General features: G+C 64.9%; 9 protein-coding genes and 1 pseudogene. 6 read left to right on the top strand and 4 right to left on the bottom strand.

From position 1 onward, the window contains the following. Positions 1-148: 148 nt before the first annotated feature. From ACE3QM_RS09170 to ACE3QM_RS09160, 3 genes and pseudogenes are all read right to left on the bottom strand, one after another. Positions 149-334 (bottom strand): hypothetical protein, encoded by a 186-nt coding sequence (locus tag ACE3QM_RS09170; protein WP_231461716.1) that lies wholly within the window; start codon positions 332-334, stop codon positions 149-151. Between the two features lie 102 nt (positions 335-436). Continuing rightward, positions 437-649, bottom strand: a pseudogene (gene infA, locus ACE3QM_RS09165) (translation initiation factor IF-1); the annotation flags it as partial. 367 nt (positions 650-1,016) lie between these two features. Beyond that, positions 1,017-4,262, bottom strand: a complete 3,246-nt coding sequence (locus ACE3QM_RS09160; protein WP_374421479.1) for an EAL domain-containing protein — start codon at positions 4,260-4,262, stop codon at positions 1,017-1,019. A 481-nt stretch (positions 4,263-4,743) separates the two neighbouring features. Between ACE3QM_RS09160 and ACE3QM_RS09155 the strand changes: the two genes are divergently transcribed. Both ACE3QM_RS09155 and ACE3QM_RS09150 read left to right on the top strand, forming a co-directional pair. Further along, complete coding sequence (locus tag ACE3QM_RS09155) at positions 4,744-5,304, top strand: GNAT family N-acetyltransferase (RefSeq protein ID WP_374421478.1); 561 nt, start codon at positions 4,744-4,746, stop codon at positions 5,302-5,304. Between the two features lie 208 nt (positions 5,305-5,512). Beyond that, complete coding sequence (locus ACE3QM_RS09150) at positions 5,513-6,838, top strand: PAS domain-containing methyl-accepting chemotaxis protein (protein WP_374421477.1); 1,326 nt, start codon at positions 5,513-5,515, stop codon at positions 6,836-6,838. Positions 6,839-6,912: 74 nt separating this feature from the next. Here the strand turns inward: ACE3QM_RS09150 and ACE3QM_RS09145 are convergent, their stop codons facing one another. Further along, positions 6,913-8,376 (bottom strand): hypothetical protein, encoded by a 1,464-nt coding sequence (locus ACE3QM_RS09145; protein ID WP_374421476.1) that lies wholly within the window; start codon positions 8,374-8,376, stop codon positions 6,913-6,915. 295 nt (positions 8,377-8,671) lie between these two features. Here ACE3QM_RS09145 and ACE3QM_RS09140 point away from each other — a divergent pair, with 295 nt between their 5' ends. The 4 genes from ACE3QM_RS09140 to ACE3QM_RS09125 are packed head-to-tail and all read left to right on the top strand — an operon-like array spanning position 8,672 to position 12,948. After that, entirely contained in the window at positions 8,672-9,997 is a 1,326-nt protein-coding gene (locus tag ACE3QM_RS09140; RefSeq protein ID WP_107799876.1) for an anaerobic C4-dicarboxylate transporter, read from the top strand. 13 nt (positions 9,998-10,010) lie between these two features. Next, positions 10,011-11,795 carry a fumarate reductase (quinol) flavoprotein subunit gene (frdA, locus tag ACE3QM_RS09135; protein WP_374421474.1) on the top strand — a complete coding sequence of 595 codons (1,785 nt, stop codon included), beginning with the start codon at positions 10,011-10,013 and terminating at the stop codon, positions 11,793-11,795. Continuing rightward, entirely contained in the window at positions 11,792-12,553 is a 762-nt protein-coding gene (locus ACE3QM_RS09130) for a succinate dehydrogenase/fumarate reductase iron-sulfur subunit (protein ID WP_331282530.1), read from the top strand. The genes frdA and ACE3QM_RS09130 overlap by 4 nt, the downstream gene beginning before the upstream one ends. After that, positions 12,550-12,948: a fumarate reductase gene (locus tag ACE3QM_RS09125; RefSeq protein ID WP_048409179.1), complete on the top strand. Its 399-nt coding sequence runs from the start codon at positions 12,550-12,552 to the stop codon at positions 12,946-12,948. Before ACE3QM_RS09130 ends, ACE3QM_RS09125 begins: the two co-directional genes overlap by 4 nt. The last annotated feature ends 4 nt before the right edge of the window (positions 12,949-12,952 follow it).

The raw sequence follows: 12,952 nt of genomic DNA, 5'->3' as shown, positions 1-12,952 counted from the left end.
TTCGCCGCGAAGCGACGGCGCGCCAATGCCGGGCACGGCAAGGTCGGGGTCGGGGTCGGGCAGTACTGGGGAGAGGCCGCGCTAGGCGCCGGGGTGAGATCCCGGGCGGGTGCGGCTTTAAGGGTCCGGAACTGCTGGACGAGAGGCTTCAGGGACGGTTGGCGTTGATCCAGGCGTCGTGCGGGTAACTGGCGGAATCCAGGCCCAGCTCGGACGAGAAAGTAACGTGGCAGTGTCGTCCCACCGCGCTGACCGCAATTACGGTAAAGGTAATTGCGGCGCTATCGTGCTGCTCGGCGATGTAATCGCCAGGTTTGAGTTCATTGACTCGCAAGTGTTGCTCCTGGGCATGACCGCGATAGCGGGCCATGCCGGCAGATCAACGGCGTCGGTTGTGATGGGGGCGAGGCGTGCCGCCGCCGGCCGGCGCCGTCGGATGACGGAAATTGATGCGGCCCTTGGTCAAGTCGTAGGGCGACATCTCTACAGTGACGCGGTCGCCTACCAGTACGCGAATACGGTGCATCTTCATCTTGCCCGAGCCATAGGCCAGGATTTCGACGTTGTTGTCCAGGCGCACGCGGAAGCGGGACTCGGGCAACATTTCAATGACAACACCTTCCAGTTCGATCATGTCTTCTTTGGACATTACGATTCCTTTCTAATGCGGTAGGCCAACAGCCACAGCGACAGTCACATGGACTGCCGCGAGCAGGAGCTATTGGCGCGTCTATTCGGTAACCAAGCTAGGGAGGGGCTGGCTTCACAGGCAGCCCTCAGGCAAGGCGGAGCGTCCAGCAGGCAGCTGCCGGAACGATCAGAAAATCTGAGGCGAACGGTATTATATATCTAACGCACTGATTTGTCAGAAAAATACAAGAATATCTCGGCCAGGGCGCTCATAAGCCAGCATGGCGTGGCGGTTTTCACAAAAAAATCAGGGAGATGGATTGGCCGGCCAGGCTGGCCGCTGTGTCGAAAATCTCATCGGCAAGCGGGTTTTTCGCGGCGGAAACTCAGCTGTCGGCGGCGCTGGCGCGGCTGCTACGCATCAATTCGGCCAGTTTGTCCTCCGGCATCGGCCTGGCATAAAGATAGCCCTGGCCGTGCTCGCAGCCGGCGTCCAGCAGGAAGCGGCGCTGGGCCTCGGTTTCCACGCCCTCGGCCACCAGATCCAGCCGCAAGGTCTTGGCCAGCGAGATGATGGCCAGGCTGATGCTGGTTTCGTGTTCGCGGTCGGGCAGGCCCTGCACCAGCGATTGGTCTATCTTCAGCGTTTGCACCGGCAATTGCCGCAGATAACTGAGCGAGGAGTAGCCGGTGCCGAAGTCGTCTATCGACAGGCTGACGCCCAGCTGGCGCAGCTCGCGCAGCACTTTCAGATGAGCGTCCGGATTGCTCATCACGAAGCGCTCGGTGATTTCCAGTTCGATCTGCCGCGCCGGGATGCGGCAGTCGCGCAGCGCCTGCTTCAGGGTTTGCAGAATGGGCGCGCGCTGGATCTGCGCGCCGGCGATATTGAGGCTGAGCACGCCGGGGGACAGGCCGGCGTCCAGCCAGCGGCGCAGAACGCCGCAGGCGTGGCGGATCAGCCAACTGCCTATGGGAATGATCAGGCCGGTTTCCTCCGCCAGCGGGATGAAGGCGTCCGGCCCGATCAGGCCTTGCGTCGGGTGCTGCCAGCGCAGCAGCGCTTCGGCGCCGGTGAGCACGCCATCTTGCAGGCGGTATTTGGGCTGGAACACCAGGAACAGCTCGCGCCGCTCCAGCGCCAGGCGCAGCTCCTGTTCCTGCTCCACGCGCAGCCGCGCGCGCTGGGTCAGCTCTTCGGTGTAAAAGCGGAAGGCGCCCTTGCCCTCGTTCTTGGCCTGGTACATGGCGGCGTCGGCGTTGCGCATCAGGCTTTCGGCATCCTGGCCGTCGCGCGGGTAGATGCTGATGCCCACGCTGCAACCCACCGTCACCGGTTGGCCCTCTAGCTGGAACGGCCGGGCGCAGGCCTTGACGATCTTGTTGGCGATATCGATGACGGGATTGTCGGCCTTCTGGTTCTCCAGCAGGATCAGGAATTCGTCGCCGCCGATGCGCGCCACGGTGTCGTTGGCGCGCAGGCAGTCCTTGAGCCGGGCGGCCACTTCCACCAGCAAGTGGTCGCCGGCGCCGTGGCCTTGGGTGTCGTTGATCTGCTTGAAATTATCCAGGTCGATGAACAGCACCGCCACGCGGCGGCGCTCGCGCTTGGCGGTTTCGATCGCGTGTTCCAGCCGCGACAGGAACAGCAGCCTGTTGGGCAGGGTGGTCAAGGAGTCGTAATGCGCCAGCTGAGCCATCTCGGCGGCCGATTTCTTGATTTGGGCGATGTCGGAGAACACGCCGACGTAGTTGCGCACCGCGCCGTTCTCGTCGCGCACCACGGTGACGGTGAGCCAGGCCGGCGCCGCGCTGCCATCTTTGTGGCGGTTCCAGATTTCGCCTTGCCAGCGGCCGCTTTCTTCCACGCTCTGCCACAGCTGGCGGTAGAAGCCGGCATCGTGATGGCCGGAATGCAGCAGACGGGGCATCTGGCCCAGCAGCTCGGCGCGCGGGTAGCCGGTAATGGCGCAGAAGGCCTGGTTGACGTCGAGAATGCGTTTGTCGGCATCGGCGATCACCACGCCTTCCAGCGTGTGTTCGTAGACGACGGCGGCCTGTTGCAACGCTTGCTCGCGCCGTTTGAATTCATTGATGTCCTGCAGCGTGCCGCTCAGCCGGAGCAGGCGGCCGCCGGCGTCCCGTTCCTGCGCGATGTGATGGCGGACGAAGCGCTCGCGGCCGTCGGGCAGCAGCAGGCGGTGATCCAGTTGCGCGGCCGCGCGGAGGCGCAGCGCCTGACGCAGGGCCCGACGCAGCAGCGGCCAGTCCGTGGGCGGCAGCAGCGCAGGCAACTGCGCGGCCACGGGTTGGAATTGCGCCGGTTCACGCTGGCACAGCTGGTACAGTTCCGCCGACCAGTGCGGCGCGGCGTCACCGCGCCGCCATTCCCAATAGCCAATCCGCGCCAGGGCCAAGGCCTCGCGTTGACGACGTTGGGCGTCGTCGTGGAATTGGCTGCGCTCCAGGAAGTTGGACAGCATGTCCGCCACCGACTGCAGCATATGCTGCTCTATCCATAGCCAGCTGTGCGGCGCCGGCGCGCTGACCGCCAGCACGCCGCGCCAGCATTGCCGCGGCCGTAGCGTGGCCAATAGCGCGCTGTGGCCGTCGACGCCCAGTAATCGCTCCAGCGCGTCGGCGGCTTCCGGGGACTCGGCGCCGTCGTTCAGCAACAGGGTGCGCTGCTGTCCCAACTGCTGTTCCAGCCAGCACAGCCGGGTGCGGGCGATGGCGGCGGGAGGGCCGGCGGGCTGCGCGTCGCGCCGCCATTCGCGGACAATATTCAACTGCCGGCCATCGGCGTCGACCAGGGCCAGCAGGCAGCGATCCGCGTCCAGGAAGCGTCCCACTCGTTCCAGCAGGGCGCTCATGCGCGACCACAATGTTTCCGCCGGCTGGCTGGCCAATTCGGTGGACAGGCCGGCCAGCTGCGCCAGGATGTCCAGATGGCGGGTCAGCATCCGTTCCGAGGCCAGCCGGTCGGTGGCGTCGCGCAGGGTCAGCAGCAGGCAGTTCCGCGCGTCGATGCGCAGCGGCCGTGAGCGGATGTCGATATGGCCGGCGTCGCCGGACGGACGGCGCAGCGGGGTGGCGGAGATTTGGCTGGGCTTGTCGGCGGGCAGCGTCAGCAGCGGCCGCAGCGCCTCGGTCAACCCGCTGTCCGGGGCCAGCGCCGCCAGCGGCAGCGGGCAGGGCGGCGCGCTGCCGCCGCCCAGCAGTTCCATCAGCGAGGCGTTCACGTACAAGACTTGCTGGCTGGCGTGGTCCAGCAGCAGCACCGCGTCTTCCAACTGCTCCAGCATCGCCTGCGCTTGCGGCGGAGCGGAGGCCTGGCTCAACTGCGTGCCCAGGCCGCGGGTCATGTCGGTCAGCCACTGCCGCGCCTGCCGCCCGGCCGCCGAATCCAGCGGCGGTTCCGGCCGCGCGGACAGCGCGGACAGCATTTGCGTCTCGTCGATGGCGTGGCGCAATGCGTATTCGCGCAGCTGTTCCAGTTGCCGCAGCAGGCTGTCCAGCGACGCGCCGGCGGCGAAAGCGGCATCGTAGCGTTTCAGCAAATCGCGGAGACGGCGCTGGTGTTTGCCTGCGGCGCTTCCGCTTACGGCGGCGGGTTTTTTGGTCGTCGGCATGGCTTCCTCACTGCGCTCGCGCCCAAGGCGGATGCGGCCAGTCACTGATTCATTTTTAGATATGGATTTCAAAAAGGCCAACTACTTAATAGCAATATCGAGGGTGCATAAAAATGGCCCGCCAAAAATGCCCGCGTTGACGTGGGAGATAATCGACGAGCCCCGGATTTTGAATGGCTGCTAAGTATTTTCCGGTTTTGCTGAATGTAAGCTGCCGCGCTATATCGCAACTGTCGGCGCTGTCCGGGGTTTGCGCTGGCGATATTCGGAGCGAGGAAAGCACATGGTTTGACGATGGAGGCGTGTTTGGCAGGGTGTTGGCGTTGAAAGGCGATGACGGTGAACGCAGGCCGCAACGGCCGCGTCGCGGCGTCGCTTATTCGCTTTTTATTGACGGACTTTCTTCTAGAATGAGTACAGACTCCACCCGTTGACACTCTGCGCGGCACTCACAGCCGGCAGCCTGATTCTGGTACTCGTGATGAATGTGATAAACCCGCCGTTTTTTGGGCAGCAGGGTTTTAGCCTGCGGCCAATCGAAGTATTGGACATCCCGGACTGGTACGAATATCTGCGTTCGCCCGAGATGATGGCATATCAGGGCTGGCAAGTGTGCTCGGCGGCAGACCTGGCGCCGATGATACAGGCATGTCGTTCCGAGGCGCCCGACGCGCCGCTGCGCCTGGCCATCGTCGATGATGAACTTGGCCGCCTGGCCGGCACCATAGGCCTGGGGGCGGTTTCACAGCGCAATCGCAGCGCGGAGCTGGACTTTGATCTGGCGCCGGCCTACCGCGGGCGCGGCTTGGCCGCGGCAGCGTGCCGGGCCGTGGCCGGCTGGGCCTTGAGCACCTGCGGTCTGTTCCGGCTGCAAGCGGTGGCATGGGACGGTAATCCGCGTGCGCAACAGGTGCTGCGCGCCTGCGGCTTTCAACAAGAAGGCCTGCTGCGCGCTTACCGCCAGCTTGGAGACAAGCCGGGCGATTTCCTGATGTTCTCGCGCTTGGCCAGCGATCCTGCGCCGGATGCCAAGCAATCCTGAACCAGACCAGGAGCTCGAAGCCGCTCGCCACTGGCCGCCGCAAGGCGGCCTTGTCTTTTTTCGGGCCATGCCCGCGCGGGTTGTGAATGTATCTGCTTGCGCGCGCTAGGTATTTCTACGGTTTGACATGGGTATGACGGCCTCCATAAATAATTAGGGGGCGGGCGCGCCGATGGCAAGTGGATGACACGAGTGGAAAGGTTGCTGCATGTTCAATATGGCGTTGAAACGTAAATTGCAGGATACGGTGGCGGAACTACATAAGCAGCAGGGCGTGCTGCAGGCGATAGACCGCTCGATGGCGGTGATCGAGTTTTCGCCGGACGGCGTGGTCCGCTCGGTCAATGCCAACTTCGAGCAGGCGATGGGCTATCGCGCCAATGAAGTGGTTGGCCAGCATCACCGCCTGTTTTGCCCGGCGGACTATGTGAGCAGCGCCGAGTACGCCAATTTCTGGAGCCGCTTGAAACAGGGGCATTTCGTCAGCGACCGCTTCAAGCGGGTGACCAAGAATGGGGACATCGTGTGGCTGGAAGCCAGCTACAACCCGGTGCGCGACGAAACCGGCCAAGTGGTGGCGGTGGTCAAGTTCGCCTTGGACGTGACCAAGTCGGTGCAGACCGAACTGGAAGCGCGCAACACCATGAAGGCGGTCAGCCGTTCCATGGCGGTGATCGAGTTCTCCATCGACGGCATCGTGCTGCGCGCCAACAGCAATTTCCTGAACACGGTGGGCTATGGCGAGCAGGAAATCATCGGCCAGCACCATCGCATCTTCTGCGCGCCGGAATTCGTCAACAGCCCGGCTTATGCCGAACTGTGGCAGCGTTTGAACCAGGGCATCTTCATCGCCGGCAAGTTCGAGCGCCGCGACAAGCAGGGCAGGCCCATCTGGCTGGAGGCCAGCTACAACCCCATCGTCAATGACGAGGGCGAGGTCTACAAGGTGATCAAGTTCGCGCTGGACATCACCGAGGAAGAAGAAGCGGCGCAGCGCGATCTGGGCCTGGTCAAAGAAGCGCACCGCTTGTCCGCCGCCTCCGACGCGGCCTCGTCGGACGGCCTGGCGGTGATCAAGGACACCATAGGCGAGATGAGCCTGATCGCCGACAGCGCCGAGCGCTCGGTCAAGATCATCGAGGACCTGGACGCCAAGACCCTGCGCATCACCTCCATCGTCAACACCATTCACGAGATTGCCGACCAGACCAATCTGTTGGCGCTGAACGCGGCGATAGAAGCGGCGCGCGCCGGCGAGCAGGGCCGCGGCTTCGCGGTGGTGGCCGACGAAGTGCGCAAGCTGGCGGAGCGCACCAATGCGTCCACCAAGGAAGTGGCCGGCATGATAGACGACATCCGCAACGGCACCTCCTCCGCCAGCGAGAGCATCCATGAAATGCAGATCAAGGCGAGGATGGGCGAGGAGCACGCCGGCGTGGCCAGCACCTCCATCGACCAGATCCGCAGCAGCACCGCCCAGCTGAGCGAGGTGGTCAGCCATTTTTCCGCGGTGCAGGCGCAGAAAACGCCTTAAAAACTGGCTCGAAGCCGCGGCCTGCGCCCATCCCCCGCCAGGAGGATGGGCGTTCGTCTTTCAGGCCATGCCGCTTATTCCACGCCGTCCGCGATGGACCACAGGAAGTCGGTTTGCAGATTGCCCTTGAACATGGGCGCATTGCGCGGGATGTAGAAATTGGTGGCGTAGCCTATCCGCTTGACCGCGCTGTCCATCTTCACCGAGGCGCCGGAGTGGCAGGTCATGCAATTGCTCTGTATGCCCAGGGTGCCCCTGAAAGTGGCCTTGGTCTTGGGGTTGTAAATGCCCACGTTCAGCGGCGGCGGGGGCTGGAAGACGCTGCTGTCGAAGCCGGCCTCCAGATAGGGGTTGTACACCGTGACCGGCGAGCCGACGCTCTTGCCGCCGTTCACCGGCTGGTTGGGCGCCACCATCTGGTAGCCGATGGACATCGCGTAATGCGCCGCCGGCCAGGGCAGTTGCGCCGGACGCGCCTGGGCCACGGCGACGGAGCTGGGCAGCGGCGGCTTGGCCGGGGCCGGCGTCCAGAAGAAGGTTTGCCAGGTCCATTCCGTCATCTCGCGCGAGGTGACGTGCATCGCTATCAGGATCAGGGTGTCGCCGGGCTCCACCGGCTGTTTCAACTGGTTTTGCGCCAGGCTGGAAAACAGGGCGGCGTTGGCGGCGGTGATCGGGATGCGGATGAAGTCGCCCAGGCCGAAGGTATTGGCGGCGCTGGGGCTGCTACAGGAAGCATCCACGCTCTGAGCCGCGGAGCGGCCTGGGTTCTTGGCGTCGATGTAGACGCAGCCGGGCCAGGCCTCCTCCGGAAAGCCGCCGCCTTGCATCGCCGGCGTCGGCTTGGGCGTGCCGGGCCAGGCCGGCATCACATACAAGGAGGTGCCCGGAATCATATTGGCCTTGCTGACCAGCTTGTATACCGGCTTGACGGTGACGGCGGTGCTTGGGAAGGCCGGAATCGACGCGTTGCCGGCCTGGTAGAGCTTGGTCAGCGCCGTCTTGGAAAACAGCTGGTTCTTGCTGGCGAAGGCGGCGGCGCTCGGATCGTAGCCCACCATTTCAAACGAGGAGGTGTCGCGCACGCCGCGGGCGGATTGGTCCTGGCTTTGGCTCAGCGCCGCCAGCCGCGCCTGTAACTTCTCCATGAAGCCTGGAATGCGCATGAACTGGCGCGGCACGCGCAGCCGCATCTGGCGCGGAGCCGCCGCCACGGCCGATGTCGCGTTGGCCGCCGCGTCCGCGGGCAGGGCGGCCACCTCGTCCGGCGTCAGCCAGGTCAGGTAGACCGGCGCGTTGGCGAGCCCGTACTCGGTCTGGCCGCTGGGCGTGGTCAGCGCGGCCCACAAGCCCCAGCCGTGGCGGTGGATATTGCGGGCATGGGCGGCGCTGGGCTGATTGATCCACTGCATCAGCGTGGACTCCGGTTCCGGGAACTGGTAGCCGGGGATGCCGGGATTGGGCAGCGGCACCGGCTGCGCGGCGGCGTAGCCTGTCAGCAGCAGGCCGGCGAGCAGGGACAATTCATGGCGTTTCATCACGAGATCTCCAAACGGGGTCTTCAACTGGGCGGGGAGGCCGCTGGCCTCTGCCCTGGTGTTGGCGTCAATTCGGCATGCGCAAGCCGCATGCTGCCCAGTTATAGCCATACGGAATATCATGGTTAGCCATTATTAAGGTCAGTGGAGCAGGCTGGAGGGCTTGAAAACAGCCGCTTTTCAATGCCAATGGTCTGTTTTGAAATCGTTGTGATCCAGACTTGATCAAGGTCTATTAGCAGATGCTGTTAATCCCCTATAACAGCGGAAAACAATGGCTAATAGGGACAAGATCATGTGGGTTTTCTGGATACAATTCGCGCTGCTGCTGACGGCGATACTGATGGGCATACGCCGCGGCGGCGTGGCCCTGGGCATGATAGGCGGGCTGGGCGTGGCGGTGCTGTGCTTCGTGTTCCGCGTGGCGCCGGCGGAGCCGCCCATCACCGTGATGCTGATCATCCTGGCGGTGGTCACCGCCTCGGCCACGCTGCAAGTGGCTGGCGGCCTGGACTTCCTGGTGCAGCAGGCGGAGCGGCTGATGCGCCGCCATCCGCAGCAAATCACCTTCCTGGCGCCGCTGTCCACCTTCCTGCTCACCATGTGCGTGGGCACCGGTCATGCGGTGTATTCGCTGCTGCCGGTGATCGCCGACGTGTCGCTGAAAACCCGCATCCGCCCGGAACGGCCTATGGCCATGGCCAGCGTGGCCTCGCAGATGGGCATCACCGCCAGCCCGGCGGCGGCGGCGGTGACCTCGCTGCTGGCGATGACCGCCCACAGCGGTCAGCCGCTGACCCTGTGGCAAATCCTGATGGTGACCGCGCCGTCCGGCCTGCTGGGCGTGCTGGCCGCCGCCTGCTGGAGCCTGCGCCGCGGCGTGGAGCTGGACCGCGATCCGGAATTCCTGGCCCGGATGCAAGACCCGGACTTCCGCGCCTCGGTGGAAAAATCCGTCACCACCCTGGACAAGACCCTGCCGGCGGCGGCGCGGCAATCGGTGGCGCTGTTCTTCTCCGGCATCCTCGTCATCGTGCTGCTGGCCTTGTTTCCGCAATGGCTGCCGGTCAGCCAGGGTAAGCCGGTGCCGATGACCACGGTGGTGCAGTTCGTGATGCTGGCCTTCGGCGCCTTCATCCTGTTCCGTTCCAATGCCAAGGCGGCGGTGATCGCCCGTTCCGAGGTGTTCACCGCCGGCATGATCGCCGTGGTGTCCATCTTCGGCATCGCCTGGATGAGCGACACCTTCGTCAAGGCCAACGAGCCGCTGCTGGTGGCCAATATCAAGGCCATGGTGGCCTACGCGCCGTGGACCTTCGCGCTGGCGATGTTCGCCGTATCCGCCTTCGTCAAGAGCCAGGCCGCCACGCTCACCATCATGGTGCCCTTCGGCCTGGCGCTGGGCCTGAGCCCGCATCAGCTGCTGGCCATCATGCCCTCCTGCTACGCCTATTTCTTCTTCGCCTTTTATCCCAGCGACCTGGCGGCCATCAATATGGACCGCAGCGGCACCACCCGCATCGGCAAATACCTGCTCAACCACAGCTTCATGATGCCGGGGCTGATAGGGGTGGGAGTGTCCACGCTGGCGGCGTACGGATTGACGCATTTGTACTTCTAAGTGAGGAAAGCTTGTGGAAACTTACCAAGCAGACATCGTGATCGTGGGAGCGGGGGGGGCGGGCTTGCGCGCCGCCATCGCCGCCGCCCAGGCGGACCCGGCCTTGCGCATCGCGCTGGTGTCCAAGGTCTACCCGATGCGCAGCCACACCGTGGCGGCCGAGGGCGGCTCCGCCGGGGTCAAACAGGCTCACGATAGCTTCGACGCCCATTTCAACGACACCGTGTCCGGCGGCGACTGGTTGTGCGAGCAGGACGTGGTGGAATACTTCGTTAGCCAGTGCCCGGAGGAAATGGTGCAGCTGGAACACTGGGGCTGCCCGTGGAGCCGCAAGGAGGACGGCAGTGTCAATGTGCGCGCCTTTGGCGGCATGAAGATAGAGCGCACCTGGTTCGCCGCCGACAAGACCGGCTTCCACATGCTGCACACCCTGTTTCAGACCTCGATCCGCTTCCCGTCCATCCACCGCTTCGACGAATACTTCTGCGCCGACCTGATCGTGGAAGACGGCGAGGCGCGCGGCGTGCTGGCGATAGACATCGCCAGCGGCGACAGCCTGCTGATCGAGGCCGGCGCGGTGGTGATGGCCACCGGCGGCGCCGGCCGGGTGTTCCGCGAGAACACCAACGGCGGCATCGTCACCGGCGACGGCATGGCGCTGGCCTACCGCCACGGCGTGCCGCTGCGCGATATGGAATTCGTGCAATACCACCCCACTTGCATGCCCGGCACCGGCCTGTTGTTCACCGAGGCCTGCCGCGGCGAAGGCGGCCTGTTGGTCAACAAGGACGGCTACCGCTATCTGCAGGACTACGGCCTGGGGCCGGCCGAGGACAAGCCGCGCAATAAATTCATGGAACTGGGCCCGCGCGACCGCCTGAGCCAGGCCTTCTGGTACGAACAGCAACAGGGCCGCACCGTGGAAGGCCCGTGGGGCTCCGCCGTGTATCTGGACCTGCGCCACCTGGGCCATGCCAAGTTGCGCGAACGGCTGCCGCAAATCTGCGAGCTGGCCGAGGAATTTCTGGGCATAGATCCGGCCAAGGCGCCGATTCCGGTGCGGCCGGCGGTGCACTACACCATGGGCGGCATCCTGGTGGACGGCCGCTGCGCCGCGCCCATGCCCGGCCTGTTCGCCGCCGGCGAATGCTCCAGCGTCGGCATCCACGGCGCCAACCGCCTGGGCTCCAACTCGCTGGCGGAACTGTCGGTGTTCGGCAAGGTGGCCGGCGAAGAAGCCGCCCGCTGCGCGCGATCGCGCCGTCCGGCGCGGCGCGAGGCCTTGAAACAGCAGGCCGAGGCCGCCGAGGCGCGCCTGCACGCGCTGCGCGCGCGCGAAGGCGGTGAACGCATCGCCGAACTGCGTCGCGAAATGGCGGAAACCATGGAAGCCGGCTGCGGCATCTACCGCTTGGAAGCCTCGATGCGCGCTACCTGCGACAAGCTGGCGGAGCTGAAGCAGCGCTTCCGCAATGTGCACGTGGAAGACAAATCCAGCGTCTGGAACAGCGACTGGCTGCTGGCCATCGAACTGGGCTACCAGCTGGACGTGGCCGAGGCGATGGCGCATTCCGCGCTGCAACGTCGCGAATCGCGCGGCGCCCACCAGCGGCTGGACGGCTGCGAGCAGCGCGACGACGTCAACTTCCTCAAGCACAGCCTCGCCGTCTACCAGGGCGCGGACGCGCCGCGCATAGACTACGGCGCGGTGAAGATCACCAAATCGCAGCCGGCGGTGCGCGCCTACGGCGCCGCCGGCCTGGCGGCGGAAGCCGCGGCCAAGGAGGGCAAGGCATGAGCGAACAGACTATGACGGAACAGACCAAGACCATAGCGGTGATGCGCTACCGGCCGGAGCAGGACAGCGAGCCGTGGCTGCAACACTTTGAAGTGCCGTACCGCGACGACATGTCGGTGCTGCAGGCGCTGCAATACATTCGCGACTACCTGGATGGCGGCCTGGCCTTCCGCTGGTCCTGTCGCCAGGCGATTTGCGGCAGCTGCGGCATGATGGTGGACGGCGTGCCCAAGCTGGCCTGCAAGACCTTTCTGCGCGACTACCCCGGCGTGGTGCGCATCGAGGCGCTGAACCACTTCCCGATAGAACGCGATCTGGTGGTGGTGCTGGACGACTTCATCGCCAAGCTGGAAAGCATCCAGCCCTATATCGTGCCCAAGGAAGACAAGCCGCTGTCCGACGGCGAATACCTGCAAACCCCGGCGCAGATGGACTGGTACGCCCAGTTCAGCAGCTGCATCAACTGCCTGCTGTGCTATGCCGCCTGCCCGCAGTACGGCTTGGACGACAAGTTCCTGGGGCCGGGCGCCATCGCGCTGCTGCACCGCTACAACATGGACAGCCGCGACGGCGCGGCCGAAGAACGGATGGAACTGCTGGCCGCGCAGGAAGGCGTGTTCAACTGCACCGCGGTGGGTTATTGCTCCGAGGTCTGCCCCAAGATGGTGGACCCGGCCAATGCGGTCAACCTCAACAAGACGGCGGTGGCCAGGGATTACTTCCTGCGCTTCGCCCGGCCCAAGGGGAAGTGCAAATGAGCAAGCGCAAACCGTATGTCCGGCCAATGGAAGGCTGGTGGCGCAAGAATCCTTACTTCATCGAGTACATGATCCACGAAGGCACGGCGCTGTTCGTCGCCGGCTACGCGCTGACCCTGCTGTGCGGGCTGTGGCGGTTGAGCCAGGGCGAGGCGGCCTGGAGCGGCTACATCTCCGCGCTGCAAAGCGCGCCGGCCTTGCTGCTGCACGCGGCGGCGCTGGCGATGATCGCCTACCACAGCTACACCTGGTTCAAGATCATGCCGCGCACGCTGCCGCCGCTGACCCTGGCCGGACGGCGAGTGTCCGCCCTGGCCATCACCGCCGGCGGCCTGGCCGCCGCCGTGGTGTGCAGCGCCGCGCTCTTGATGCTGGTATGGGGGATGACGGCATGAAACC

The organism is Chromobacterium sp. (genome assembly GCF_041912965.1).
Lineage (GTDB): Bacteria > Pseudomonadota > Gammaproteobacteria > Burkholderiales > Chromobacteriaceae > Chromobacterium > Chromobacterium aquaticum.
This window is presented reverse-complemented; position numbering and strand designations above follow the sequence as displayed.